General features: G+C 70.2%; 24 protein-coding genes and 2 pseudogenes. 15 read left to right on the top strand and 11 right to left on the bottom strand.

Annotated features, from left to right (window positions below; translation table 11 throughout):
* The first annotated feature begins 58 nt into the window (after nt 1–58).
* From ACIQPR_RS40390 to ACIQPR_RS40355, 8 genes are all read left to right on the top strand, one after another.
* Entirely contained in the window at nt 59–1,399 is a 1,341-nt protein-coding gene (locus ACIQPR_RS40390) for an L-fuconate dehydratase (protein WP_403659552.1), read from the top strand.
* Entirely contained in the window at nt 1,396–2,151 is a 756-nt protein-coding gene (locus ACIQPR_RS40385) for an SDR family NAD(P)-dependent oxidoreductase (RefSeq protein ID WP_403659549.1), read from the top strand. The genes ACIQPR_RS40390 and ACIQPR_RS40385 overlap by 4 nt, the downstream gene beginning before the upstream one ends.
* The gene (locus ACIQPR_RS40380) at nt 2,148–3,137 is read left to right on the top strand and encodes an aldo/keto reductase (protein ID WP_403659546.1); all 990 of its coding nucleotides are present in this window, start codon (nt 2,148–2,150) and stop codon (nt 3,135–3,137) included. Before ACIQPR_RS40385 ends, ACIQPR_RS40380 begins: the two co-directional genes overlap by 4 nt.
* Nucleotides 3,134–3,448 (top strand): L-rhamnose mutarotase, encoded by a 315-nt coding sequence (locus ACIQPR_RS40375; protein ID WP_403659543.1) that lies wholly within the window; start codon nt 3,134–3,136, stop codon nt 3,446–3,448. The genes ACIQPR_RS40380 and ACIQPR_RS40375 overlap by 4 nt, the downstream gene beginning before the upstream one ends.
* Nucleotides 3,445–4,284: an amidohydrolase family protein gene (locus tag ACIQPR_RS40370; protein WP_403659540.1), complete on the top strand. Its 840-nt coding sequence runs from the start codon at nt 3,445–3,447 to the stop codon at nt 4,282–4,284. Before ACIQPR_RS40375 ends, ACIQPR_RS40370 begins: the two co-directional genes overlap by 4 nt.
* A gap of 104 nt (nt 4,285–4,388) precedes the next feature.
* A complete protein-coding gene (locus tag ACIQPR_RS40365; RefSeq protein ID WP_403659537.1) occupies nt 4,389–5,834 on the top strand; it encodes a DUF6777 domain-containing protein in 1,446 nt (481 codons plus the stop codon).
* 69 nt (nt 5,835–5,903) lie between these two features.
* Nucleotides 5,904–7,970, top strand: coding sequence for a SpoIIE family protein phosphatase (locus tag ACIQPR_RS40360; protein WP_403659534.1), 2,067 nt, complete (start codon nt 5,904–5,906; stop codon nt 7,968–7,970).
* Between the two features lie 31 nt (nt 7,971–8,001).
* Entirely contained in the window at nt 8,002–8,865 is an 864-nt protein-coding gene (locus ACIQPR_RS40355; RefSeq protein WP_403659532.1) for an Fpg/Nei family DNA glycosylase, read from the top strand.
* A 49-nt stretch (nt 8,866–8,914) separates the two neighbouring features.
* On the opposite strand, the gene ACIQPR_RS40350 is transcribed toward ACIQPR_RS40355, so the two are convergent.
* Complete coding sequence (locus ACIQPR_RS40350; protein WP_403659529.1) at nt 8,915–9,631, bottom strand: SDR family oxidoreductase; 717 nt, start codon at nt 9,629–9,631, stop codon at nt 8,915–8,917.
* Nucleotides 9,632–9,704: 73 nt separating this feature from the next.
* Here ACIQPR_RS40350 and ACIQPR_RS40345 point away from each other — a divergent pair.
* Both ACIQPR_RS40345 and ACIQPR_RS40340 read left to right on the top strand, forming a co-directional pair.
* Nucleotides 9,705–10,160 (top strand): annotated as a pseudogene (locus ACIQPR_RS40345) (helix-turn-helix domain-containing protein); the annotation flags it as partial.
* Between the two features lie 139 nt (nt 10,161–10,299).
* Nucleotides 10,300–11,037, top strand: a complete 738-nt coding sequence (locus tag ACIQPR_RS40340; RefSeq protein WP_403659526.1) for a hypothetical protein — start codon at nt 10,300–10,302, stop codon at nt 11,035–11,037.
* A gap of 3 nt (nt 11,038–11,040) precedes the next feature.
* Here the strand turns inward: ACIQPR_RS40340 and ACIQPR_RS40335 are convergent, their stop codons facing one another.
* The 3 genes from ACIQPR_RS40335 to ACIQPR_RS40325 all read right to left on the bottom strand — a co-directional run bounded on the left by ACIQPR_RS40335 (nt 11,041) and on the right by ACIQPR_RS40325 (nt 16,612).
* A complete protein-coding gene (locus ACIQPR_RS40335; RefSeq protein WP_403659523.1) occupies nt 11,041–14,061 on the bottom strand; it encodes a Tn3 family transposase in 3,021 nt (1,006 codons plus the stop codon).
* Nucleotides 14,062–14,272: 211 nt separating this feature from the next.
* Nucleotides 14,273–15,205 (bottom strand): DUF3825 domain-containing protein, encoded by a 933-nt coding sequence (locus ACIQPR_RS40330; RefSeq protein WP_403659520.1) that lies wholly within the window; start codon nt 15,203–15,205, stop codon nt 14,273–14,275.
* Between the two features lie 210 nt (nt 15,206–15,415).
* Nucleotides 15,416–16,612 carry a DGQHR domain-containing protein gene (locus tag ACIQPR_RS40325; protein WP_403659517.1) on the bottom strand — a complete coding sequence of 399 codons (1,197 nt, stop codon included), beginning with the start codon at nt 16,610–16,612 and terminating at the stop codon, nt 15,416–15,418.
* Nucleotides 16,613–17,066: 454 nt separating this feature from the next.
* Between ACIQPR_RS40325 and ACIQPR_RS40320 the strand changes: the two genes are divergently transcribed.
* Complete coding sequence (locus ACIQPR_RS40320; protein WP_403659514.1) at nt 17,067–17,846, top strand: recombinase family protein; 780 nt, start codon at nt 17,067–17,069, stop codon at nt 17,844–17,846.
* A 245-nt stretch (nt 17,847–18,091) separates the two neighbouring features.
* On the opposite strand, the gene ACIQPR_RS40315 is transcribed toward ACIQPR_RS40320, so the two are convergent.
* A complete protein-coding gene (locus ACIQPR_RS40315; protein ID WP_403659511.1) occupies nt 18,092–18,736 on the bottom strand; it encodes a DUF7002 family protein in 645 nt (214 codons plus the stop codon).
* Nucleotides 18,737–18,911: 175 nt separating this feature from the next.
* Between ACIQPR_RS40315 and ACIQPR_RS40310 the strand changes: the two genes are divergently transcribed.
* Nucleotides 18,912–19,277 carry a hypothetical protein gene (locus ACIQPR_RS40310; protein ID WP_403659508.1) on the top strand — a complete coding sequence of 122 codons (366 nt, stop codon included), beginning with the start codon at nt 18,912–18,914 and terminating at the stop codon, nt 19,275–19,277.
* A 124-nt stretch (nt 19,278–19,401) separates the two neighbouring features.
* Here the strand turns inward: ACIQPR_RS40310 and ACIQPR_RS40305 are convergent, their stop codons facing one another.
* On the bottom strand, nt 19,402–19,926 hold the full coding sequence (locus tag ACIQPR_RS40305) for a hypothetical protein (RefSeq protein ID WP_403659505.1): 525 nt from the start codon (nt 19,924–19,926) through the stop codon (nt 19,402–19,404).
* Between the two features lie 257 nt (nt 19,927–20,183).
* Here ACIQPR_RS40305 and ACIQPR_RS40300 point away from each other — a divergent pair.
* Nucleotides 20,184–20,564: pseudogene (locus tag ACIQPR_RS40300) on the top strand (transcriptional regulator); the annotation flags it as partial.
* On the opposite strand, the gene ACIQPR_RS40295 reads toward ACIQPR_RS40300, so the two are convergent.
* The 3 genes from ACIQPR_RS40295 to ACIQPR_RS40285 form a co-directional block, all read right to left on the bottom strand.
* A complete protein-coding gene (locus ACIQPR_RS40295; RefSeq protein ID WP_403659502.1) occupies nt 20,551–21,201 on the bottom strand; it encodes a zf-HC2 domain-containing protein in 651 nt (216 codons plus the stop codon). The pseudogene ACIQPR_RS40300 and the gene ACIQPR_RS40295 sit on opposite strands and share 14 nt — an antisense overlap.
* A 141-nt stretch (nt 21,202–21,342) precedes the next feature.
* A complete protein-coding gene (locus ACIQPR_RS40290) occupies nt 21,343–21,858 on the bottom strand; it encodes a hypothetical protein (protein ID WP_403659499.1) in 516 nt (171 codons plus the stop codon).
* Between the two features lie 156 nt (nt 21,859–22,014).
* Complete coding sequence (locus ACIQPR_RS40285) at nt 22,015–22,560, bottom strand: sigma-70 family RNA polymerase sigma factor (RefSeq protein WP_403659496.1); 546 nt, start codon at nt 22,558–22,560, stop codon at nt 22,015–22,017.
* A 224-nt stretch (nt 22,561–22,784) separates the two neighbouring features.
* On the opposite strand from ACIQPR_RS40285, the gene ACIQPR_RS40280 reads away from it, so the two are divergent.
* Nucleotides 22,785–23,924: a CapA family protein gene (locus tag ACIQPR_RS40280; protein WP_403659493.1), complete on the top strand. Its 1,140-nt coding sequence runs from the start codon at nt 22,785–22,787 to the stop codon at nt 23,922–23,924.
* A gap of 25 nt (nt 23,925–23,949) precedes the next feature.
* On the opposite strand, the gene ACIQPR_RS40275 is transcribed toward ACIQPR_RS40280, so the two are convergent.
* Nucleotides 23,950–24,468 (bottom strand): MarR family winged helix-turn-helix transcriptional regulator, encoded by a 519-nt coding sequence (locus ACIQPR_RS40275; RefSeq protein WP_403659490.1) that lies wholly within the window; start codon nt 24,466–24,468, stop codon nt 23,950–23,952.
* Between the two features lie 57 nt (nt 24,469–24,525).
* Between ACIQPR_RS40275 and ACIQPR_RS40270 the strand changes: the two genes are divergently transcribed.
* A complete protein-coding gene (locus ACIQPR_RS40270; RefSeq protein ID WP_403659487.1) occupies nt 24,526–25,401 on the top strand; it encodes an alpha/beta fold hydrolase in 876 nt (291 codons plus the stop codon).
* Nucleotides 25,402–25,573: 172 nt separating this feature from the next.
* Here ACIQPR_RS40270 and ACIQPR_RS40265 read toward each other — a convergent pair whose 3' ends face one another.
* On the bottom strand, nt 25,574–26,035 hold the full coding sequence (locus ACIQPR_RS40265) for a universal stress protein (RefSeq protein ID WP_403659484.1): 462 nt from the start codon (nt 26,033–26,035) through the stop codon (nt 25,574–25,576).
* Nucleotides 26,036–26,118: the final 83 nt, after the last annotated feature.

Genomic DNA, 26,118 nt, shown 5'->3' with positions numbered 1-26,118 from the left:
CGCCCGGCTCCGGCACCCGCACGGCACCGGATCCCCGTACCCGATCGAAAGGCCTTCCGTGTCACCGACCCCCGCCCGCGTCACCGCGGTCGACACCTACGATATCCGTTTTCCCACCTCGCGCGAACTCGACGGTTCCGACGCGATGAACCCGGACCCCGACTACTCGGCGGCCTACGTCGTCCTGCGCACCGACGCGGCCGACGGGCACGAGGGGCACGGGTTCTCCTTCACCATCGGGCGGGGCAATGATGTCCAGGTCGCCGCGATCGACGCGCTGCGGGACCATGTGATCGGCCGGTCCGTCGACGAACTCTGCGCGGACCCCGGGTCGTTGAACCGCGACCTGATCGGCGACAGCCAACTCCGCTGGCTGGGGCCCGAGAAGGGCGTGATGCACATGGCGATCGGCGCCGTGGTCAACGCCGCCTGGGACCTCACCGCCAAGCGCGCGGGCAAGCCCCTGTGGCAGCTCCTCGCCGACGCCGACCCCGAATGGCTCGTCGCCCAGATCGACTTCAGGTACATCACCGACGCGCTCACCCCCGACGAGGCCCTCGACATCCTGCGCCGCGGAAAGACCGGCGCGGCGGACCGAAGGAACGATCTGCTGACCCGCGGCTTCCCCGGCTACACCACTTCCGCGGGCTGGCTCGGCTACGACGACGAGAAGCTCACCCGGCTCGCCGTGCAGGCCGTCCGGGACGGCTTCCGGCAGATCAAGCTGAAGGTCGGCGCCGACCTCGACGACGACATCCGGCGCTGCCGCGTGGCCCGTTCGGTGGTGGGCCCCGACATCCGGATGGCGATCGACGCCAACCAGCGCTGGGACGTGGCCGAGGCGATCCGCTGGACCAAGGCCCTCGCCGAGTTCGACCCCTACTGGATCGAGGAACCCACCAGCCCCGACGACGTCCTCGGCCACGCCACCATCCGCGCCGCCGTGGCCCCGGTGAAGGTCGCCACCGGCGAACACGTCCAGAACCGGGTCGTGTTCAAGCAGCTGCTCCAGGCCGGCGCCCTCGACATCCTCCAGATAGACGCGGCCCGCGTCGGCGGAGTCAACGAGAACCTCGCGATCCTGCTGCTCGCCGCCAAGTTCGGCGTCCCCGTCTGCCCGCACGCGGGCGGTGTCGGACTGTGCGAACTCGTCCAGCATCTCTCGATGTTCGACTACCTCGCCGTGTCCGGGACGACCGAGGACCGGGTCATCGAGTACGTGGATCATCTGCACGACCACTTCCTCGATCCGGTGGTGATCCGCGAAGGTCACTACATGGCACCCACCGCGCCCGGCTTCTCGGCCACCATGCGGCCCGAGTCCATCGCGCGCTACACGTTCCCCGGCGGCACCTTCTGGGCCGCCGACCTCGACCGCCGGAAGGGGCACGCGGCATGACCGACTTCGAGGGGCTCAAGGCCCTGGTCACCGGTGGCGCCTCCGGCATCGGACGGGCCACCGCCGACCTCCTCGCCGAGCGCGGCGCCCAGGTCGCCGTCCTCGACCTGGATCCGGGCACGGTCGACAAGCCGCTGCTCAGCTACCGCGCCGACGTCACCGACGACACGTCCGTACGAGAGGCCGTCGCGTCCGCGGTCGCCGACCTCGGCGGACTCGACATCCTGGTCAACAACGCGGGCATCGGCGCCCAGGGCACCGTCGAGGACAACGACGACGAGGAGTGGGCCCGCGTCTGGGACGTCAACGTCGTCGGGATGGTCCGCGTCGCCCGCGCCGCGCTCCCGCACCTGCGCGCGTCCTCCCACGCGGCGATCGTCAACACCTGCTCCATCGCCGCCACCGCCGGACTTCCCCAACGCGCCCTCTACAGCGCCACCAAGGGCGCCGTGTACTCCCTCACCCTCGCCATGGCCGCCGACCACCTGCGCGAGGGCATCCGCGTCAACTGCGTCAACCCCGGTACGGCGGACACCCCTTGGGTCGGCCGCCTCCTCGACTCGGCCCCCGACCCGGCCGCCGAACGCGCCGCGCTGGCCGCGCGCCAGCCCTCCGGCCGCCTGGTCGCGGCAGCCGAAGTCGCGGGCGCCATCGCCTACTTGGCGAGCCCGCTGTCGGGCGCCACCACCGGTACCTCGCTCGCCGTGGACGGCGGCATGCAGGGCCTGCGGCTGAGGCCGGTGGGCCAGTGAGCACCCTCGGCACCGGCCGGGTCGAAGTGAGCGGGCTCGGTCTGGGCGCGGCCCCGCTGGGCAACCTGTTCACCGAAGTCGACGACGAGCAGGCCCACCAGGCCGTCGACGCCGCCTGGCAGCAGGGCATCCGCTACTTCGACACCGCACCCCACTACGGCATCGGCCTGTCCGAGCGGCGCCTCGGTGCCGCGCTGCGCGACCGTCCGCGCTCGCAGTACACGATCTCCACCAAGGTCGGCCGCCGACTCGAACCGGTGGAGCAGGTGACCGGCGACGACCTCGCCGACGGCTTCGCCGTGCCCGCCACCAGCCGCCGCGTCTGGGACTTCACCGCCGACGGGATCCGCCGCACCCTGGACGCCAGCCTGGAACGGCTCGGCCTCGACCGCGTCGACATCGTCTACCTCCACGACCCCGACGACCACGCCGAACAGGCCTTCCACGAGGGCTATCCGGCCCTGGAGAAGCTGCGCGCCGAGGGCGTCGTCGGCGCCATCGGCGCGGGCATGAACCAGGCCGCGATGCTCACCCGCTTCATCCGGGACACCGACGTGGACGTGGTGCTGTGCGCGGGCCGCTACACGCTCCTGGACCAGAGCGCCCTCGCCGAACTGCTCCCGTCCGCCCTCGCACGCGGCACGTCCGTCGTCATCGGCGGCGCCTTCAACTCCGGCCTGCTGGCCGACCCGAAGCCCGACGCCACCTACAACTACACCCAGGCACCGGCCGAGTTGCTGGACCGCGCGCTGCGCATGAAGGCGGCGGCACAACGGCACGGCACCACCCTGCGCGCCGCCGCCCTGGCGTTCTGCGCCGCGCACCCGGCCGTCGCGAGCGTCCTCGTCGGCGCCCGCTCGGCGGCCGAAGTCCAGGACTGCGCCGAGCAGTTCGCCGCCGACGTACCGGGCGCGTTCTGGGAGGAACTGCGCGACACCGGACTGCTGGCCGCCGACACCCCGGTCCCGGAAGAGGAACCGTCATGAGAGTCGCCCTGCACACCAAGGTGCGCGCCGACCGGATCGCCGCCTACGAGAGCGCCCACCGCGAGGTCCCCGCGGAACTCACCGCCGCGATCCGCGCCGCCGGCGCCACCTCCTGGACGATCTGGCGCAGCGGCACCGACCTCTTCCACGTCCTGGAGTGCGACGACTACGCCCGCCTGCTGGCCGAACTGGACCAGCTCCCGGTGAACGTCGCCTGGCAGGCCCGCATGGCCCAACTCCTCGACGTGGTGCACGACTACACGAGCGAGGGCGCCGACGCCGGCCTGCCCGTCGTATGGGAGCTGCCTTGACCGTCGACGCCCACCACCACGTCTGGGACCTCTCCGTCCGCGACCAGGACTGGATCACCGGGCCCGAACTCCGGCCGATCCGCCGCGACTTCACCCTCGCCGACCTCGCACCCGAGGCGCGCGCGGCGGGCGTCGACCGTACCGTCCTCGTCCAGACGGTCACCGTCGCCGAGGAGACCCCCGAGTTCCTGGCCCTCGCCGACACGCACGACCTGATCGCCGGAGTCGTCGGCTGGACCGACCTCACCCGCCCCGACATCGCCGACGAACTCGCCCGGCTGCGCGAACTCCCCGGCGGCCACTGCCTGAAGGGCATCCGCCACCAGGTACAGGGTGAACCCGACCCGAACTGGCTGCTGCGCCCCGAGGTGCGCCGGGGCCTCGCCGCCGTGGCCGACGCGGGGCTGGTGTACGACCTGCTGGTGCTGCCCCACCAGTTCCCGGCCTGCGTCCAGGTGGCCGCGTCCCTGCCCCAACTCACCCTCGTCCTCGACCATATGGGCAAACCGCCCGTCGCCTCGGGCCGGCTGGAGCCGTGGGCGACGGCCCTCCGCTCGCTGGCCGCACTGCCCAACACCCACTGCAAACTGTCCGGCCTGGTCACCGAGGCCGACTGGAAGAACTGGAGCACCGCGGACCTCCGCCCCTACGCCGACGTTGCCCTCGACGCCTTCGGTCCGGGCCGGTTGATGTACGGCTCCGACTGGCCGGTCTGCACCCTGGCCGCGAGCTACGGCGAAGTCGCCGCCGCCGCAGGCGAGTTGACCGAGGGCCTCAGCACGGCCGAACGCGCCGAGGTCTTCGAGGGCACGGCGACCCGCGTCTACGGCCTCTGAACCGTCTGCCGTCACTCTGTGTCCGCCACGCCTCCGGTTGCGTAACCCATGTGGGTGAAGCAGACAATAGTGGCGAATCACCCGGCTTGAGGCGGGAGCACACGGTGCGCACATCGACCGGAACCATCGCCACGGCCTGCGCGCTCTCGGCGGCACTCCTCGTCGCCGGCTGCGGCGGCGACGGCGCCAGAGGCATGAAGTCGAGCGGCGAGACCACGAAGCCGAGCGGCGAGGTCTTCCTCCAGCCCGTCGCGGCACAGGGGCCCGATCCCTTCACGGACTCCACGGCGACTTCCCCCTCCGCCTCCACGGCCACCGAGCCGCGCGTTCCGTCGCGGGTCACCCGAACGCCGCAGTGGACCCCCACGGGTTCCGCGCCCACGGCTTCGGCGCCCGCGCGGACCGCGTCCCCCGACCGCACGCTCGCCGTCTCCGGGGCCACGCCCGGTCTCTACGGCGGCAGCGCGCGGACCGGGAGCTGCGACGTCGAGCGGCAGATCGCCTATCTGACCCGCGACCGGGCCAAGGCCGGCGCGTTCGCGCAGGCCGAGGGGATCTCCCCGGGCGCGATTCCCGGGTATCTGCGCGGGCTGACCTCGGTCGTGCTGCGGGCCGACACTCAGGTCACCAACCACGGGTTCCGTGACGCGCGGGTGACCGGTTTCCAGTCGGTCCTCCAGGCCGGTACCGCCGTCCTCGTCGACAACCGGGGCGTGCCCCGCGTGCGCTGCGCCTGCGGCAACCCGCTCAAGGCGGGCGTGCCGGGCGTGCCGGGCGGGAACTCCGGCAGCGGCGGGCGGGGCTGGTCCGGGTACCGGCCCGCCGAGGTCGTCGTGGTGACACCGGCGCCCCAGGTGATCACCCACATCACGATCGTCGACATCGTCCACCACACCTGGATCGAACGGCCCCTCGGCCATCGCGGGCCGCACCACGACCACGTCGTACCGCCACCGGACCGACCGGACCACGCGCGGCCGACGCGGCCCGGTGCCACTCCGGCTCCGCACCCGAGCGCCACGCCCGCCCCGCACGGAAGCACCTCGCCGGGCACGACACCCAGCACGTCACCGAGCACGTCATCGAGCACGACACCAACCACTGTGCCGAGCACCTCACCGAGCACCTCACCGAGCCCCGAGTCGAGCGCCTCGCCCGGCCGCTCGCCGGAGTCGTCGCCGCCTTCCTCCCCGAGCACGTCCCCGAGCGAATCCCCGAGTGAAACCCCGGGCCGATCCCCGAGCGAGTCGCCGAGCGCCGCCCCGGGCAGGTCCACCGCTCCCTGCGTGACCCCGACCGTCACCGTCACCCCCGGCGGGCCCGCCGCGGCGGCCCGACCGCCGGTGCCCGGCAGCACGAGCTGCCCCGCCGCGACCGTCACCGCCACCCCGAGGACGGCCACGCCCCGGCCCTCCCCGGACCGGGGCACCCCGGACCGGACCCTTCCGTCGACCTTCCCGGAGACCCCCGGCCCGCCCGACGGCGGCGGGCCGATCCCCGACGGCACCGGCAGCATCTTCGACAGCCCCACGGACGTCTCCGCAGGCTGACCTCGTGCGCGGCGGCCGTAGCGTACGGACAAGGTGAAGAATCGGGTAAATCCTGGCAAGGTGGGCCGCATGGTTGATCGGGGAGCGAGCGCCCTGTCACTCCCGGACGACTGGCCCGCCCACCCGGACCCGATCCTGGCGCTCAACCGCATGGGCAGCTTCGACTGGGACCTGGACAACGGCCTGTTCCACATGGACGCCCAGGCCCACGAGGTCTTCGACCTGCGCCCCGACGAATACGACGGACGGCCCGAGTCCCTGGCGATCCGGGTACCGCCGCCGGAGGGGTACCGGCTCGACGGTCTCGTCTCGCAGGCGCTGAAGGACGGCAGCGAGAACTACGGCGCCTACTTCCGCATGCGGCTGCGCGACGGCACCCTGCGCTGGACCCACACCCAGGGCTACATCCGGCGCGACGAGACGGGCCGCCCGCGCCGGATCATCGGCATCGTGCGGGACGCCACCCAGGAACTCGCCGAGGACGCGGCCCGCCGCGAGCAGGCCGCCCTGGACGCGGCCCGGCGCGACCAGACCAACATCGTCCAGCTCACGACCGTCGCCCTCGCGCACGCCCGTACCGTCCAGGACGTCATCGACGTCCTCAAGGACACCCACGGCCTCGTCCACCTCGGCGCCACCAGTCTGGTGATGGGGCTCGTGGAGGCGGGCCGTATCCGTCTGGTCGCCGAGGCGAGCGTGGTGCCGGGCAAGGAGGTCATCCGGATCGACGAGCCGTACCCGATGGCGGACGTCGTACGGACGCTCAGCCCGGCGTTCATCGAGTCGCCGCAGGAGTTCGCCGAGCGGTACCCGCTGCTGTGGCAGCACATCGCCCCGCTGCACATCACCGCGGGCGCCTATCTGCCGCTGATCGCCCAGGCCCGGCCGATCGGCACGATGGGCCTGCTCTACAGCGACCGGCGCGGCTTCTCGGCGGAGGAGCGCAACGTGCTCATCGCGCTGGGCAGCAGCATCGCGCAGAGCCTCCAGCGCGCCATGTTCTACGAGCAGGAGAAGGACCTCGCCCAGGGCCTCCAGCAGGCGATGCTGCCGCGCGCCATCCCGAGCGTGCCGGGCGCCGACGTGGCGGTCCGCTACCGGTCCGCGAAGCTCGGGCGGGACATCGGCGGCGACTGGTACGACCTGATCCCGCTGCCCGGCGGGCGGGTCGGCGCGGTCATCGGCGACGTCCAGGGCCACGACACGCACGCCGCCGCCGTCATGGGGCAGCTGCGGATCGTCCTCAAGGCGTACGCCGCCGAGGGGCACACCCCGGCCACCGTGATGGCCCGTGCCTCCGTCTTCCTGCACGAACTCGACACCGACCGCTTCGCCACCTGCCTCTACGCCGAGGCCGACCTGTCGACCGGAGTGGTCCAGGTGGTCCGGGCCGGTCATATCGACCCGCTGGTGCGGCAGTTGGACGGGACGTGCCGCCGGACGCCCGTCGTGGGCGGGCTCCCGCTGGGGCTGTCCGCCGAGTTCGGGCGGCTCGAATACCCCGTCTCCACCCTCGAACTCGACCCCGGCCAGACCCTGGTGCTGTGCACCGACGGCCTCGTCGAACAGCCGGGCACCGACCTCGACGACGGCCTCCAGACCCTCGCCGCCCTCGTCGCCTCCGGCCCGGACGACGTGCGCGACCTCGCCGACCTGCTCATCGACGTGGCCGAGGAACGCGGCGGCGACGACGACGTGGCGCTGCTCCTGCTGCGCCGCCACGGCCTCGACGTCCCGCGCTCCGGCGGCCGGCTCCAGCAGCATGTGGCGCCCGGCGACTCCGAGGCCCTGACCGGGGCCCGGCACATGATCCGTGCCGCCGTCCGCGCCTGGGGCGGGCAGGAGCGCGCCGACGAGGTCGAACTCGTCGCCGACGAACTGATCACCAACGCCCTGATGCACACCGAGGGCTCCGCGATCGTCACCCTCAGGATCCTCACCGGCTCCGACCGGCGGCTGCGCGTCGAGGTCGAGGACTCCTCCAGCGCCCTCCCGCGCCGCCGCGAGGCGGGTGAGGACGGGGTCTCCGGGCGCGGGCTGCTCCTGGTCGACCTGCTCACGGACGTGTGGGGGGTGGAGGCGCGCGGCAGCGGCAAGTGCGTGTGGTGCGAGTTCCTGGTGCCCGGCCGGACCTGACCCCACGGCCCACGGATGGCACTCTGGACACATGCCGGAACTTCCCGAGGTCGAAGCGCTGAAGGACTTCCTGACCGAACACCTCGTCGGCCACGAGATCGTCCGGGTGCTGCCCGTCGCCATCAGCGTCCTGAAGACGTACGACCCTCCGCCCACCGCGCTGGAGGGACACGAGGTGGTGGCCGTGCACCGGTACGGCAAGTTCCTGGACGTCGAGACGGACGGTGGCCCGCACTTCGTGACGCACCTCGCCCGGGCGGGCTGGCTGCACTGGAAGGACCGGCTCCCGGACGGTGCGCCCCGCCCCGGCAAGGGCCCGCTGGCGCTCCGGGTGGCCCTGGAGACCGGCGAGGGCTTCGACCTGACGGAGGCGGGCACCCAGAAGCGCCTCGCCGTGTACGTCGTCGCCGACCCGCGGACGGTCCCGGGCGTGGCCCGCCTCGGGCCCGACCCGCTGGCCGACGACTTCGACGAGGAGCGCTTCGCCGGGCTGCTCAAGGACGAACGCCGGCAGCTCAAGGGCGCCCTGCGCGACCAGACCCTGATCGCCGGGGTGGGCAACGCGTACAGCGACGAGATCCTGCACGCGGCGAGGATGTCCCCGTTCAAGCTCGCCTCGTCGCTGACCGAGGCCGAGACGCACACGCTCTACGACGCGCTGCGCACCACACTCGCAGAGGCCGTCGAACGCTCCCGCGGTGTCGCCGCGGGCCGCCTGAAGGCGGAGAAGAAGAGCGGCCTGCGTGTCCACGGCCGCACCGGTCAGCCCTGCCCGGTCTGCGGCGACACCATTCGCGAGGTCTCCTTCAGCGACTCCTCCCTCCAGTACTGCCCCACCTGCCAGACCGGTGGCAAGCCCCTCGCGGACCGCCGGATGTCACGGCTGCTGAAGTAGCGGGAGGTCCGCTGCCGGAGCGTCGCCGCAGGACGCCCTCCGGTCCGGCTCACCAGGGCACGGCTGTCCCGTCCCAGGACAGGAACCGCCCGGTGGGGCCGTCGTCCGGCAGCAGGGCCAGGTCGACGGCGGCGCGGGCCGCCTCCGCCGGGTCTCCGTCGCTCGCGGCGGCCCGTTCGTTGAGGTCCGTCGCCCGCAGGCCGGGGGCCAGGCAGTTCACCTTGAAGCCCGCGGGCGCGAGGCTCTGCGCGTAGAACAGGGTCAGCGCGTTGAGGGCCGTCTTCGAGGAGCGGTAGGCGGCGCCCGAGCCGGCGTTGAGGGCGAACTCGCGGTCCGGGTCGGCACTCCAGGCCAGGGAGCCGGTGCCGCTGGAGATGTTCACGACACGGGGGTGCGGGGAGCGGCGGAGCGCCGGGAGGAACGCGTTGGTGACCGCGAGCACTCCGAAGACGTTCGTCTCGTAGGTGCGGCGGACGTCGTCCAGGGCCGCCTCGGGCGCCGGGTCCGCGCCGGCCATGATGCCCGCGTTGTTGACCAGGACGTCCAGGTCGTCCACCTGCCGTGCCGCCGCCGCGATGCTGTCGGCGTCCGTGACGTCCAGGACCAACAGGCGGGCGCCGGTGCCGAGTTCGTCGACCGCCCGCCGGCCCCGGCCCGCGTCGCGCGAGCCGACGTACACCGTGAGGCCTTCGGCGAGGAGCAGGCGGGCGATCTCCTTGCCGATGCCCTTGTTGGCGCCGGTGACCAGTGCTGTGGAATCGTTCATGGGGAAGACGATTCCGCAGCCGAGGCCGTCGAACCAGGGACTACCGGTCCCTGGCAGCCGGAGGGAGGCAGTCGTGAGCGGCAAGAGGGAACTGGCCCGTTTTCTGCGCGGGCGGCGGGAGCGGCTGGCGCCGGCCGACCTGGGGCTGCCGGGGGAGCCGTCCCGGCGGACCTCCGGGCTGCGCCGGGAGGAGGTCGCCGAACTGGCCCACATGTCCGTGGACTACTACGCCCGCCTGGAGCAGGCCCGAGGACCGCGTCCCTCGCCCCGCGTGCTGGACGCCCTCACCGGCGTGTTCCGGCTCACCCCGGCCGAGCGGAGCCATCTGTTCCGGCTGGCGGGGACCCAGGTGACACCGCTCGCCGCGCCGGTGCGCACCGTGCGCCCGCATGTCGCGGCCCTGCTGGAGCGGATCCCGGACACGGCCGCGATCGTCACCGACGCCACCTACGACGTCATCGCCTGGAACCCGCTCGCGGACGCCGTGCTCGGCGGGGATCTGGGCACGCGGCCGAACCTGGGGTGCCGTTAACGAGCAGCGATCCAGGTGACAAGTAACCCGCGAGTAGCTTTCGGATCGAAGGTGCCTCGTTGATCCCCCGGATGCCGGAGTACCCGCGAGCGCTCTCGTGCCGTTGTGGTGACGGACGCCGACACGGAGGACGACCATGGGGCGGATCAAGAAGCAGCGTGCCGAGCGCGACGCACGGCGTCAGTCTGGGGCACGGCCAGCGGCGGCCCCACCGTTCCCGCAGGCCGAGATGGAGCGCATCCTGCGCGCCTGGGACCGGGCGATCGACACCGGGCTGATGGCCAGTGGCACGGACGTGAAGTACCACTTCACCCCGGACGGCAAGGTGCTTTCGGTCGCGGTCGGTACGAGCGGGCAGGTGCTCGTCAATGGCGAACGGCTCACCCCGTCGGTGGCCGAACGGCTACGGACGGAGATGCCGCTGCTGGCCGGGATGGTCACGTTCTACGAGAACAACCAGCTCGCCGGCCGCGGCCTGGACGGTGCGCCCGAAGACGGCGTGATGCCTCTGCCGACCTCACCGGCCCCAGGACCGATGCCTCCGCTGGACGAGAAGGCGCTGGCCGACGCCCAGGCCGCCACCGCGGTGCTCGTTCGCCAGGGCAAGGTCTCCGAACCGGTAGGCACGATGGTCATCCCCGCCCAGCGCGGCTTACTGTTCGCGGTCGGTGGCCGGGACGGCGAGCTGTACGTCAACGGCCGTGCACTCACCCAGCAGTGGGCCGACGACTTGCGGGCTGATGTGCCGGACCTGGCCTCGGACGTCGATCGTCTCCAGGCCATGCGCGCGGAGTGGCTGGACTCCCCGCCCGCGGACCGCACGCTGGCGCTGGCTGGTGGTTGTACCGACCCGAATTGCCGCACCCCGCACTGACCGTCACGCGGCGGCCGGCTCGGGGTCCGGTTCCTGGGGTACGGGGTGGGCGAGCTGGAGGCGGCTGCCCATATTCAGCCGCACCTCGCCGTAGGGCTGGATGTGCATCCAGAACAGCGGCGTCAGGGCCCGTTTGTCCTCGTCGGTCAGCACGTCGGCCCATTCGGGGTCGGCGAGCATGTCCTGGATCATCAGGGTGTTGACGAAGACAAGCGCCGTTTGCAGGAGATGGAGCGCGAGGACGGACAGTTCTTGCTGGTCGCGGCGGTTGGAGGAGAGTTCGCCGCTCTTGCCGAAGAAGATGATGTCGTTGGCGCCGTTCCAGCCCTCGACGACGTTCAGGCCCTCCTGGATCTCGCGCTGGAGGTCGCGGTCGCGCAGGTAGCGGGCGACGAAGATGGTCTTTTGGGCTTTGCCGACTTCGAGCATGGCCTGGTAGACGGGGTGGGAGGCGGTGCGGGTGAAGCGCCGCAGGATGGCCTCGGTGGAGGCGGTGCCGACCCGGATCGCGGTGGCGTACTTGATGAGCTGGTCGTAGTTGTTCTCGATGACGTCCCAGCGGATCGGGCGGGTCATCGCGTCGGCGAGGTTGTCGTAGGTGTCCTCGTCCTCGCGGCCCGGCCGGTAGAGCTTGACCTTGTTGATCTGCTTGATGCGGGGCAGCAGGTCGTAGCCCAGGAGCCGGGTCAGCCCGAACCCGATTTCCGATTGGCCGTGCGAATCGACGTAGTTGCCCTCGGCCTGCATCGTGGTCGCGTGCCGCATCATGCCCTCGATCGCGGCGGCGACCTCGGAGGCGGTGCAGTTTAGAAGCTGGCTGTGAATGGCCATCGACCCTTTCTCGATGTGCCAGTACACGAGGACTCCGCGGCCCCCGTACCGGGAGTGCCACTCGGTGAAGATGTTGCGGTCCCAGGCTTTGAAGTGCGTGGAGTCGCTGGCCACGGTGGTGGTGCCCTGCCCCCACACGGTTTCCTGGCGGGCGGCGAAGGTGGCGTTGGCGATCTCCACGCCGGCGGCCTTGAGGCCGACGGCGGTCAGGTAGCGCCGGGCGGTGTAGCGCAGTTCCTCCTCGCTGTGCCCGTGCTCGCCGGCCGCGACCGAGCTGATTCCCGAGTTGGTGCCGTACGCGTACGCGATCAGGAGCAGGCGTTCGAGGAGTTTCGCCTCGTCGAGGGCCTCGCGGGTGCCGACCGGCGCCATCGCCTTGAGCATCCCGGTGCGCAGGGCGGCCTCTTTCAGGATGTCGATGAGGGCGACGGTGCCCCATTTCTTGCGGATCGCCTTCTTGAGACGGCGCAGGTTCTTCGGCTCCTTCTGCGGCTCGGGCTCGGTGAACTTGATCGCCCCGTTGCGGTGCTTGCCGCTGATCGTCACCCAGGGCAGCTTCGGCAGCTTCGTGTCCAGGGCGCCGAGTTCGGTGCGCATCTCGCTCTGGAGCTGGGCGGTGAACACCTTCCCGTCGCGCGGCTTGTTCAGCTTCTCGTAGTACTCCGCGCGCCTGACCTCGAAGTCGTCGGGCAGGTCGTCGTCGGGGTTGCGCCACTTGTCGGCGCCGGCCACCCAGATCTCCTTGCAGCGCAGCCGGTCCCGGAGGGCCTGGAAGACACACGCCACGTACACGGTGCGCATGACGCGCGCCGGCCCCTTGTCGGGGGTGTGGAGCGCGAACTCCTTCCAGTCCTTGCGCACGACGCCGTCCAGCGGGACTGTCTCGCCGAGCGGCAGGTAGGTGGTGGAGGAGTCCTTGTGCCGCTCGATCAGGGCCAGGGCCTCGATGACGGGTTTGTGCCGGTCGTTGGAGGAACGGAAGTCGAGCACCTCCAGCAGCTTCATCAGCCCGCTGCGGTAGTGGTTGCTGTAGGAGGACTTGAACACCTCCCGCTTGGAGCGGGCGAAGGCGGCGTTGGTCGCCTTCATCTCGGCGACCAGGTCCTTGAGGGTCTTCTCGCCGCCGGCCGCCGGATAGACCACGTCGCGCACCGACCCTTCGGGGGCGCCGAGGGAGGCGGCGGCGATCTTCCCGAGGAGTCCGGCCTTGCCGCGGACCCTGGTGAACTCGGCGACGAACGCCTCGGTCACCTTCTTCTCCGCCCGCGCGTTGATGCGATGCACCGTGGAGTTCAGCAGCTCCACCAGGGTGTCGGTGATCTCCCGCTGGCGCTGGAAGAGCAGGGCGGCGAGCAGGACGTGCCGCACCTCGGGGGCGAAGCGCCGCAGGTGGCTGGGCGAGGACGCCGACGCTCTCGCCCGCCAGGCGTTGATGACCTGTACGCCGATCCCGGTGAACACCTTCTCCGGGACGCCGACGGCGCGGACCTGCTTGAGCTTGGATATCTCGTCCAGCAGCGAGTTGAGGCTGACGTTGCCCGGATGGGCCTTGATATCGGCCAGCACCGACTCCACGTCGTCTTCGTCGTCCTGCGCGGCGTCGCCATCCACGGGCGCCCCTCTGCCGGTCAGGTCGGTGAAGACCAACGCGTCCAGCCGACGGGCACAGCCCTCGGCCCGCACGAGGCGGGCGGCGACCTCGGCGACGGCACGCTCGTCGGCCTGGTGCAGCGCGGAACGAATGACCGCGTCGATCTGGGCTGCGGTCGGCGGCTCGATCAGGTCCTCGCGCATCTGCCGCAGCAGCTCGGTCCGCACCTGTTCCTCGCGGCGTTCGTCGTGCCAGATCACGTCTGCCAGCTGCGAGACGAGCTTGACCTGGTCGGTCGTGGTGCACTCGTGCCAGCCGGTCAGATGCCGCAGCTCGCTGCGGTGCCGCTTCGCGGCGCGGGAGGTGAAGTCGTAGAACCCCAGCTCGGCCGCGGCGATGCCGACCTGCTTGGCGACGTGCTCGACCGCGTCGGGCGGCAGCTCCATCCGTATCTTGGGAAACCGGCCGCGCCAGGTCAAAAACTTGAGCTGGACGGCGAAGCCCAGCCTGGTGGCGCCGGTCTTGTTCCGTAACCAGCTCGCCTCGTCGCTGGACAGGGTGAAGTGGCCGACCACCCCGTCCAGACCCAGATCCCGCCCCACTCCACAGCCCCTTCCGCATGCCCCCGTACCCGGTATCCGAGCTTGGACGGTAGAGGCGCCGGTGTACAACGGGCGCGGGTATCGGCGAGGTGCCCCGGTGCTTCGGGTCGGCCTGATAGAAGCGCGGTCGGCGGCGCTGGCCGGGGCGGCCGGGGACACGACAGTCCCCACCGCCCACCAGCGATCTTCCCCGACAACGAGCCAAGACCGGTCACTGCGTCTCATCGTCGGCAGCGGGTTGCAACCAGTCGCTGTCGGGGCGCGCAAGCAACCGGGCGTTGTTGTATGCCATTGCAGTGGTGAGGACGGTGTGGCCCCGGTAAAACTCCCCTTGCCGGGAGACCACCAGGGCAAGGTCCACCACGCCGGCGTCGAGGAGGGAGAGCGGGAGCAGGAGCTGGACCGTGTCCTGCGCCGGGTACCACGTGGGGACTGCCGCCTTGTAGTTGCGGAGGACCCGGCCCTCCGCTCCGTCGATGGCCCCCTTCAAAGCCATGCGCGCAAGGTGGGGACTGCTCTGGAGAGATGTGGGGAACCGGGCAAGGTTTCCCTGGTCGTCGAGGATGTGGTCCACGCTCACGACGAGTTCCCGACGCCAGTCGTAGATGTAGTCCGCTGGGCTCTCGGTGTACGTCACGAAACCGGGGCGCAGCGAGGGCGGGAAGTGCTCCATGAAGTCACGCTTGCTCTCCAAGCGCCAGTCCACGAAGGCCCATGGCTGGCTGTCGGGACGGTCGTTGCGCCGGAAGAGCCCGTAGATCGTCTCCTGCCGAGCAGTCGCCAGTCCCGTGTTGAAAGCGGAGAAGGAGCCATCGGCGCTTGTCGAGATCTTGCCCTGCTGGTGTGCACGCTCGAACGTCCACCGGACGTAGTTACGCAGGATGCGGTTGCCGCCCCGCGGCTCCCCCTCTCGCCCATCCCAGTTCTCGGGCTCCGCCATGTCGGCCAACCGGTCGAAGATGTCGGGGTCGCCGATGCCGTCGCGGAGACTGGCTCCCGATCTCACGTACCCCATGTGCGCGTACTCGAAGAGCGCGTTGCCAGACAGGCCCGATACACGGGGAGGCCGTGCCCCGGACGATGGCGTCGCTTGACGGGCAAGGTCTGCCGGTGAGGGGAAAGAGTGCTTCTCGCTGGTAGTCATAAAACCTCTCTAACGTGTATCGGATGGAGTTGCCCCGGTTTCCCCATGCCGTTGGAGCGGCTTGGAGCGGCCGGGGCTTCAGTTCTTCCTGTTGGAGGGCGTTGGACGAGCCGAAAATCAGACTGATCAAGGCTCAGTCGCCGTCCGGGATGTCCAGGCCCTGCGGGCGACGTTGCGGCGGCGGCACACATCGCTCCGCCACACCAGGTATCAGAGCTGAATGGTCTCCGCGGGTGAAGGCAGGCGGCTCTGGATGAGCAGGCTCAGCCGCCGCCTACCGGCGTCCCCGCTGAATCCGGAAGCGACCGAGCCCACCCTCCAGAAGTCGGCGCCGGAGCGGGTCGACAGCTGGCCGTCGTTGTCAACGGACTCGCCCTCAAGAGTGGGCAGGTCCTTCATGACCTTGGCGTACTCGGAGGCCTGGCCGAGCCCCCCTCCGTTGCTGCGGACCACTTCGATCACTTGCGGCAGCACTCGGTGGAGTGCGACGGCTCCGCTGCCCTTCTGGAGGACGAAGTCCTGAGCTTCGTCGAAGGGCTCGGGCATGACCTGCTTGATCCCAGACCAATAGGCGTTGAGGACGGCTGCCACAATCGAGGCATCGGCACGCTTGAACGACGGCATGTCGAGTACCGGCTTCAGAGACCGGGCGAACTGCGGTTTGGGAATCGTCACGCCGTCACCCCTGGTCTTGCGACGGTTGGCCTCCTGGAACCGCCCCTGCCAAGGACCGACCAGCTTTTCCAACTCGTCCACAACCGCGTAGGCGCGAGTGATCCAGTCTCGGTCCTCGGCCGCGAGCATCTCCCGAAGCTCCGGATCTTCCTCTGCCATCTTGGTCAGCAGCTGCCAGGCAAGGTCGGTCTTGACGCTGGCCGCGTTGGTGTTCACCTCGTAGAACTCCCGCATCTCCTCTCCCGGGTCGAGCCCCAGCGTGAGACTGATCGGAACAGGGAAGTCCTCGAAGGCTTCCTGCTCACTGAGCAACTGGTTCAGGCCGCCCGCCCGGTGCTGGCCGTCGTAGATCCACAGCGACACGTCGTCGGTGAACTCGATGCGGCCGGTGCCAATCCAGTTGCCGCCTTCGAGCACAGCGTTCTCGTATCCCACCTGATCGCCGTCCACCACGACGACCACTCGCTCTTCATCCATGTCGATCTTGCGGATGTTGACGAGCAGGGGGTTCGGCATTCGCCCCTTCTTCTCGTCGTAGTAGCGGGCGGCCTTGCGTACTCGGGCGGTGACAGGCGCCCTCTGGTAACCCTCGCTAGTGTCCGGGTCGAAGATGTCGACCTCTTGATGCTCCGACACCGTGACCGCGTCGGCGAACGCCTGAAGCATGCGGGTCCCCCGCTGCACGCACAGCGCGCCAGCGATCTGGATCGTCGTCAAAGCCTGCTTGCTCATACCTCTCCTATCCCACAAGGGCACCCCAGCCGGGCGCGTGTCAGATCTGAATAGTAGATCTGACATAAGGATCTGTCAATCAGATCTGCTATTCAGATCTGAACGGTAGATCTGAAGACTCTAGCCCCTCGTTCGACTCTCACAAACGACCCTTTCCGGGAGCAAGATCGGAAACGGTCGCCGGAGTCGCTCCGGATGCCCGATCAATTCTCAGAACTCGTTCTCACTCAAGTAGTGGCGGACCCCTATTCTGGGAATGGTTTGTGAGAGGATTTTGGGCGTTACGGACCCTCAGGACACCATCGACAGCGACGCCGACGACGTCGAGCGCCACGACTGCCCGCGCTGCGGCGTCCAGCCCGGCTCGCCCTGCCGCTCGCGTTCGGGCGCAGTCGCCGGGATCTACCACACCGGCCGCTTCAAGTAGGTCGCCCGACTCGCCAAGCTGCTGCGGGTGCCGACCCCCGCCGACCGCGGCCCCGGGCAGCCCTGGCGGCCCGGCACCCCGCCGCCGGCCGCGCCCGAGACGGACACCCCGGGCGCGGACATCCGCATCGGGTACGCCCGCTGCAGCCACCTCACCCAGGAGCTGCAGTCGCAGCTGGACGCGCTAAGCGCGCACGGCATCCCCCGGGACAAGATCTTCTCCGAGAAGATCAGCACCCGCATCCGGGTCCGCCCCCAGTTCGAAGCCGCCCTCACCCTCGCCCGGGAGATCAAGGCCCACGCCCCGCACTGCCGCGTGCTGTTCACCGTCTACGAGATGAAGCGGCTCGGCCGCGACGCCGCCGAGCTCACCGCGCTGGCCGACCACCTGACCGCGCACGGCCTGGTCCTGGAGATGCTGGCCGGCCCGCTGCCCGGCATCTACGACCCGTCCGGGCCGGGCCGGATGCTCTTCGGGTTCTTCGCCGCGATGGCCGAGACCGAGCGTGAGAGCATCCGCGAGGCCACCCTCGAAGGGCTCGACGCCGCCGCCCGCAAGGGCAAGCACGGCGGCCGGCCGCCCGTCATCACCGACGACATGCTGCACACCGTGCTGCGACGCCGGGCCGCGGGCGAGTCCGTCGAGCAGATCCGGCCCGACCTGATCATCCCCACCGGCAAGCGCAAGGGCCAGAACCCCGGCCTGGCCAGCATCTACCGGGCCCTGGCCGAGCACGAGAAGCGCCAGGCGTACCCCGAAGCCGTCGCCAAGGCCCACGCCGACTTCGCCGGGCTCCAGGCCAGCTGACGACGGATCGGCCTACAAGATCATCTCAATGTGGGTTTTGCAGGCACCTTGACCGGACCCCATCTACCGGGCACTCGCCGAACACGAGAAGCGCCAGGCGTACCCCGCCGCCGTCCAGCAGGCCCGTGCCGAGTTCGCAGCCCTCCATATGGAGAGCTACCCAACTCGGTCACTCTGAGTTACTTGTCCTTCTGTCATAGCAACCCGAACTCAGAGCCCCTTTCGGGTGACTCGTGTGATGAAGTTCAGTCGAGGCTGGTGCCGTGCTGCCAGTGCTTGGTGGCGGTGGTCAGTTCGGCGAGGTCGGGAATGGCGTCAAGGACTGTGACCTCGGCGACCTTCCGACTGCTTCTGCGGGTGAGGACGGCGGGGCCGGGGAAGTCTTCGGGGCTGGTGAAGAAGCGTGCGTCGCGGGGGAGGTTCTTGCCTTGGGGAATGGCGCCGGAGTTGAAGGCGCTGAGTTGGACGCGCTCGCCGTGGCGCTTGAGCAGTTCGGCGGTGCTGATGCTGAAGACGGTCTGCCGGATAGGCTTGTACCGGGAGCTATTGAGGAGTTTGGTCAGCCGGTCCTGGTCGGCCCAGAGGAAGACGCGGGTGTTGAGGGCGTCGAGGAACTGTTGGGCGGTGGTGCCGTCGGCGAGGTTGTCCTCAAGGCCGATCAGCGGGGTCTGGTCGCGGATAAGAGCGCTTCCGTGGACGGGGTGCTTGATCTGGATGCTGGAGCGCCGGACGGTGCCGAGGATTCGGGCACATTGGGCGTCGTCGACTTCGAAGAGGTCGAGGAGCACCGTGGTGCTGAGAAGTCCGTGCTGGTTGATCAGCTGTTCGGCGCGGGCGTCGGCCATGTGCCAGAGCACCGGGTGACGCTTTATGAGCTCCTGGGTGTCCACAGCGGGAGGCTACTCCGCACGGGTAACAGGGGAGGCTCTGTGCGACAGGCGTACCCCGAAGCCGTCCAGCAGGCCCACACCGACTTTGCCGCCCTCCAGCCCGAAGGCGTCGACCGGTCACTCTGAGCTACTTGTCACCTCGCCGGAGTTTCGGGAGGACAGGGCCTTCGCGGCGATGGCGGAAACCGAACGGGAGAACATCCGGGAGTCGACCCTCGAAGGGCTCGACACCGCAGCCCGAAAGGGCAAGCACGGCGGCCGGCCGCCGGTCATCACCGACGACATGCTGCACACCGTCCTCCGCCGCAGGGCTCTCGGTGAGTCCGTGGAACAGATCCAGCCCGGCCTGATCATCCCCACCGGTAAGCGCAAGGGGCAGAACCCCTCGGTGGCCAGCGTCTACCGGGCCCTCGCTGAACACGCCAAGCGGGAGGCTTACCCCGAGGCCATCGAGTCGGCCCACGCCGACTTCGCCGCCCTCCAGGTCGGTGAAGTCCCCAGCCCTCGTACGGAGACGGCCGAGCCCGCCCGGCGCCGCTAAGCCTGCCCTGAACTGGGCGGCAGCCGCGTAGCGTTGCATTTTCGGCAGGAACTACTGGGATGCCTGCTGTGAGGGGCGGATGCGGTCCGCCCCGTCGTCCGGCGACGGCGGGGCGATTCTTGCGTCAGCTCTGGCGCTGGGTGGTGGTGATGCACTGGCACGGCTTCCACCGGTCAGGCACCTTGCCCCAGGAGAATCTGATGATCGGTTTGTTCTGGTAGCCGCTGAGGAACAACGGACAGCTGGTGGAGGCGTGGTAGGCGTCGCTGGTCGCCGTGGTGACCACTTCGGTCAGCGAGTCGTACTCGTACGTACCAGGTCGCTCGTACCGGCCGTTCGAGGTTCGAAGCCCGGCGGCAATCGAGCCATCCTTGCCCCCACGGGTGTTCAGGATGTTGACACCGCACGCCTGAGCGAACTCATAGACGTCGAAGTTCGGATCGTTGTAGCCCAGGACCTGAGCCGTCACCCACATGGCGTTTGTCTTCACGGCCTGCGTCTGCTCGGTGTTGAGGACCGGGTCGCTGGGGTGGCTCTTTGTGTCGATGTCGCGGTTGTGCCCTGCACGGTCAAGCCGGAAGTGGGCATCGGACCAGTCCTGAAGACGGATCTCGTCAGCGAACTGTTGAGCAAGTTTGCTCAGGGCCATGGTGTCCTCCGATCGGACGGCCTGTCGCCCCCCTACGGGGCGAGCCTTCGCAAATCTAGACGAACTAGGCACCTTCATGCAAGTGCATGCGCTCGCCACGGCTACCGCTTACGTAGCTCGTTCGAGTTGATCTCCTCGTCCCGGCCGCCAGCCTCAGACGGGTCGAAGCAGCCCGCGCCCAGCCCGGTCGCGTGATGGACAGAGCCCATCACACTGAGCTACCTGTCACTTGGTTCGCTGTTCGTTAACAGCACCCCAACCTGGCGCGCCGCCGCTTCCTGGGCCGGCCCCTGGAGAGTTCGAGCGCCGAGGAGTTCGCGCACATCGTGGTCTCCCGGCTGCGCCGTGCCGCCGACCGCTATCCGCACGATCCGGGCCTGACCCGGCTGCTGGCCGAACTGCGCGCCGGCAGCGAGGAGTTCGGGCAGATCTGGGACACCGATCCGGTGCACGCCCCCGGCCACCGCACCAAGACCCTGACGCACCCGGAGGCGGGCCCACTGCGGGTGAACTGCGATGTGCTCACCGTCCCGCACGACGACCAGCAGGTCGTCTTCCTCACCGCGGACCCGGGCACCGCGTCCGCGCGGGCCCTGCGTCAACTGGGCGCCGCGGGGCGGGACTTCAGTGCGAGGTGAGCCGCACCAGCTGCCGGCCCTCGGCCGTCCGGACGTCGTAGTGGTCGATCTCGTCGGGGTGCATCGCCGCGCCGCCGTGCATCGTGATCATCGTCGCGTCGTGCGCCGGTACGTTCCAACTGGTCACGACCTGCTCGGAACCGTCCCGGCCGACGACCACCAGACGACAGGAGCGGGGCCCCGCGCCGTCCTTGATCTTGAGGGACACATCGCTGCCGTAGTCCTCGTTCGCGGCCCTGACCTGTGCCCACACGCCCGACTTGGCGTCGGTCGCGGTGAGTTGCACCGTCCCGTCGCCCTGCCCGGCGAGCGTCGCGACCGCGGGGCCGCCCACGGCCAGTGCCACGGAGGCGGCCACGGCGTACAGAAAACGCCGCCGCCCGGCCCGGTGACGGGCGGCCACTTCTTCGAGCAACCGGTCGAGCAGCCGGGGCCCGGGTTGCGCCATGGGGTGCACGTAGCGCGGTGTTGCCCGCCGGTACAGCATCAACTGCCGTGATGCGGGACCGAATTCGGTCACATGAGCCGCGCAGCTCGCACACTCCATGAGGTGATCCTCGAAGCGGAAGGCCTCCGCCTCGTCCAGCACGCCGAGCGCGTACGCGCCGACGTCGCGATGCCTTTCCAGGGACCTCATGACGAATCCTCGTGCCGTTAGGTGCGGGTGGGGTTGCTCCTTGCTCCCATCGGTACGCACCAGCCCGTCGAATCACTCAAGGCGCACACAGAATCGCCATCACGAATTCGTAGCGGTCGGGCCCATGGATTGGTCCCTCTTTCAAAAAAGATGGATGGCGAGATGACCGAGCGGCAGACCCAGCTGCCAGGCGGGTGTCCAGACCTTCGGCCCGTCGTCCTCACCGGTCACCGGACCGCCTCCCGGCACCGCGTCCAGATCGGGCGCGAGCAGCTCGGTCTCCTCCAGCCAGCGCCAGGCGTCCTCCGCCAGCGCCAGGTCCGGTGCGTCGACGCCGGTCTCGATCGCCTCCGCCGTCAACCTGGACATACGTTCCTGGACCCAGTCCTGCCACGGCTGGTCGTACGCCGTGAGCGAAAGCCAGGTCTCAAGTTGGGTGACCACCCGGATACCGGACAATTCGCCGTCCGTGTCCGAGAGGAAGATGGTCAGCGCCAGTGCGTCCCGTCCCGCGCGGAACTCGAAGGACGTCGGCGGCATCAGGTCGCCGGTCCGCAGCAGTTCGTCGGCGATGTACTCGGCGTACAACCACGCCATGGGGACGGTGAGTTCACCGCCACCGGTGCCGTCCGTGCTCTCTTGACCTCTGTGCAGCATCCCTGCCTGCCTTCCTCCGGTGCGTGCGCGTCGCCCGGCCCGAGGCTCCGTCAGGAACCCCGGGCCCCCCAGTCCGGAACACGGATGAGGACAGCCGATTACTCAACCATGGTCCTGAGCAAGGCGCTTTACGGAGGTTTGACTCAGCAGTCGGTTTCAGTGCAGGTCGGCCGCATAACCCGGAAGCACCCGGCGCAGGGCGCGCAGCGCGTAGTACGCGCGGGACTTCACCGTACCGGGCGGAATTCCGAGCGCCGCCGCGGCCTCCGCCACACTCGCCCCCTGGAAATACACGAGCACCAGGACTTCACGGTGCTCCGGAGTGAGTGTCTTCACAGCCTCCCGCACATCGAGGGTCGCCGCCGACCGTTCCGCGTGATCGGCGCACACCCGCGCGTTCTCCAGCACCGCGTCCCCGACCTCGGGCGGTCGCGCCTGCCGGGCCCGCCGGGCGTCGATCGCGAGTCGCCTGCCCACCGTCAGCAGCCAGGGCCGTACGGACTCGAAGTCGTCGGCGCGCAGGGCCTCGGGGTGCTGCCAGGCCCGTACCAGGGTCTCCTGGACGAGGTCCTCGGCACGCTGGCGGTCACCGTCGCAGAGCCGCAGCAGCAGCGCGAACAGCGGCCTGCCGTGCTCGCGCTGGAGTGCGGCGAGCTCGTGCTCGGCGGTCGTTCCGTCTTTGAGCGTGGGTCCGGCCGTCATGGCCGATATGGCATCGCAGGGGACCGCCAGGGGACAGGGGGCGCACGAGGGGCGTGCGGCGGACGGTCGATCGCGTCGGCGAACGGTGCGACGAACGGTCCGTGCCGCCCGGTGATCCCCCACACGCGCACACCGGACGGGTCATGAGGGAGCGGATGCCGTTTGCGGGGGCGCCGAGGTTCATACCTATCGGTGGGTAAATATGACCACAGTGGGGTGAATTGATGATCGCACGCAGACGACAGGTGGCCGTCGCCCTGGTCGGCGTTCTCGCCGCGGCCGCCGCCTGCCAGGCCCAGCACCACGACCGGAAGACCGCCGGCCGCCCGGCGCCCCCCGCCGCCCACGGCTTCACCCTCGTCGCGGCCGGCGGCATCCTCCCGCACAGCGCGGTCCTCGACCGCGCCCGCTTCGACGCGGGCGGCACCGGCTACGACTTCGGGCCGATGCTCTCGGCCGTCCAACCCCTCGTCTCGCGGGCCGACCTGGCGCTCTGCACCATCGAGACGGCCTACGGCGACCGCACCGGCTCCCCGTTCTTCGACACGCCGCCCGAGGAGGCCAGGGCGCTCGCCGCGACCGGCTACGACAGCTGCTCCACCGCCTCCGAACACAGCCTGGACGACGGCTCCTTCGGCATCCGGCACACCCTCGACACCCTGGACGGCGCCGGCGTACGGCACGCGGGAACGGCGCGCGACGAGGCGGAGGCGCGCGCGGTCACGCTGCTGCGCGCCGGGCCCGCGAAGGTCGCCCACCTCGCCTACACCGCCGACACGAACGGCGTCCCGCTCCCGGCCGGCGAGCCCTGGTCGGTCAACCTCCTCGACCCGGCCCGCATCCTCGCCGACGCCCGCGCCGCCCGGCGCGCGGGCGCCGACGTGGTCGTCGTCTCGCTGCGCTGGGGCACACCGGCCCAGGACACGCCCGACCCGCAACAGGTGGCCCTGGCCGGGGAACTCACCGCCTCCCGCACCGCCGGCCGCCCCGACATCGACCTGATCCTCGGCACCCACGCCCGCACCCCGCAGGCGTACGAGAAGGTCAACGGCACCTGGGTGGTCTACGGGCTGGGCGACCAGGTCACCGGCGAGATGTACGACAACGCGGGCACCCAGGATCCCGGCGGCGACACCAGCACCCTCGCCCGCTTCACCTTCGTGCCGCCCGTCCGGCCCGGCGCGCGCTGGGAGGTGGCGAAGGCGGAGTTCGTCCCGCAGCTGTTCGACGTCGACGCCGGCCGGGTCGTCGACGTCAACCGGGCGATCGCCCAGGGCGCCGAGCTGACCGGGGACCGCGACCGCGTGCGCGAGGTGGTGCTCGGCAGGGGCGCGGCGAAGGACGGGCTGGTGATGGGGCAGTAGCCCGTGGTGCGGATGTGACGGACGGTCAGTCCGTGTCCGTGTCTGTGTCCGTGTCTGTGTCCACCTTCACGTCCACATCCACGTCCGCGTGGTCGAAGGTCTTGAGGATCTCGGTGAGCACCCGCACGCACGCGCTCACCTCGGCGTCGGTCAGCCCGCCGCCGACCTGGCGGTTCAGGGCGTGTTCGCGGCCGAGGACGGTCGTGATGACGGACCGGCCCTCCTCGGTGAGCCGGATCAGGGAGGACCGCTGGTGCGCGGGGTTGGGCGTGACCTCGACCCAGGCGTGGGCCGCCGCCTCGTTGACCATGCGCTGAAGGAACTGCCGACTCAGAGCGAGGGCGCGGCCCATCTGCGGCACCGTCATCGGCCCGTGCTGCCGCAGCAGGTCCAGTGCGGCACGCACGCCGACGGAGACGCCCTCGACCGGTTCGCCCTGCTCGACCTTGCGCAGGGCGCGCCGGTAGAGGGGGCCGACCAGGTCGAACACCTCGGTGAGGCGGTGGCCGAGTTCGTCGGGGGACAGGGGAGCGGAGTCGTTCACGGACCCATCATGACACCTGGGTTGCCAACTTCCTTCAAGGATGACACCTTGGTTGTCATGACAGCCGCTTCGGAACGCGCCTCAGACCTGTCCTCAGACCTGTCCTCGGAACTGACCCCGGAACGTGCTTCGCGACTGAGCTACTTCGCGTCCGCCGACGGGGACCTGGCCTACCTCGACCTGGGCACCGGCACGCCCGTGGTCCTCCTCCACTCCGGCTTCGCCGACCACCGCGTCTTCGACGAGCAGATACCGGCCCTCGCCCGCGACTTCCGCGTGATCGCCCCGGACATCCGCGGCCACGGCTTCTCGGCCAACGCGAGCAGGCCGTTCCGCTGGGCCGACGACCTCGGCGCACTCCTGCACCACCTCGACCCGGGTCCCGTCGTCCTGGTCGGGCTGTGCATGGGCGCGGCCGTCGCCACCGACACCGCGCTGGAACACCCCGGACTGGTCCGCGCGGTCGTCGTCTCCGGCGCAGGCACCAGCGCGTTCGAGTACACCGACCCCCAACTGCTCGAACATCAGGCGCACGCCGGGCGGTTGCTCGCCGCCGGTGACCTCGCGGGCTGGCTCGACCAGTTCGCGCGCGGGGTGGCCGGCCCGCACCGCACCACGGACGAGGTCGCCCCCTCCGTCCTGCGGCGCCTGCGCGAACTGACCTCCCACACCCTCGCCAAGCACACACCCGGCGAGCGCGACTGGCACGTCCCCCTGGGCGACCCGTGGCCCCGCATCCCGGCGCTCGACGTCCCGGTCCTCGCGATCCACGGCGCCCTGGACTGGCCCGACAGCATCGCCATGGCCCAACGCTTCACCGACACGGTCCCCGACGGCCGCTCCACCACGATCGAGGACGCCGGCCACTACCCGAACATGGAGCAGCCGGAGGAGTTCAACGCGATCCTGGGGGAGTTCCTGCGCTCCCTGTGACGAAACTCAGGTCCGCGGCCTTCAGCGAGACCGGTTCCAGCCGCAGCCACACCGTGCCGTCCCGCGCCGGATCGCCGTAGAGACAGCGCACGAACCGCCCGTCCCACCGGGCTTCGTCCGCGCCCGGACAACGCGCGAGCTTCCGCCGCGCCGGCCGGGCCGTACACAGCCCCTACGGCACCACCGTCACCGGCCACCGGCCCGCCTTCACCAACCGCACCGCGACCGAGCCGACGATCCGGTGGCCGGCCTGTTCGGAGGCGCCCACGATGACCGCGTCGGCCTTCAGTTCGTCGGCGGCCTTCACCAGGCCGCCGTAGGGATCGCCGCGGAACGTGTGGAACTCCCAGCGGATGTCGAATATCCCCTTCACCCGCTCGGTCTCGTGCCGGATCTGGGCGACCAGATCCTCGGCGATCTCGTCGGTCGTCTCGGCGACCGGCGCCCCCATGGCCGCGCCCGCCGCCAGCACCGGCTGCACGTACACCAGGGCGAGCAGCGCCCGCTGCCGCCGGGCCAGGCCCGCCGCGTACGACGCCGCCCGCAGCGAGGACTCCGAGCCGTCCACCCCGGCCACGATGACCTTCGGCCCGTCCGTGCCCCGTTCGAACTGAGTTGGATGCTGTTCCGTCACGGCTGCGAGGCTATCGGAACCCGCAGGTCCTGAGCCCTGCCCACCCGCCCCGCGGCTCTCGACGGGCGCACGGGCCGCCCAGT

Source organism: Streptomyces sp. NPDC091280 (genome assembly GCF_044768565.1).
Classification (GTDB): Bacteria; Actinomycetota; Actinomycetes; order Streptomycetales; family Streptomycetaceae; genus Streptomyces.
Note: the sequence above shows the minus strand (reverse complement) of the source record. Positions and strands in the feature narration are given on the sequence as shown.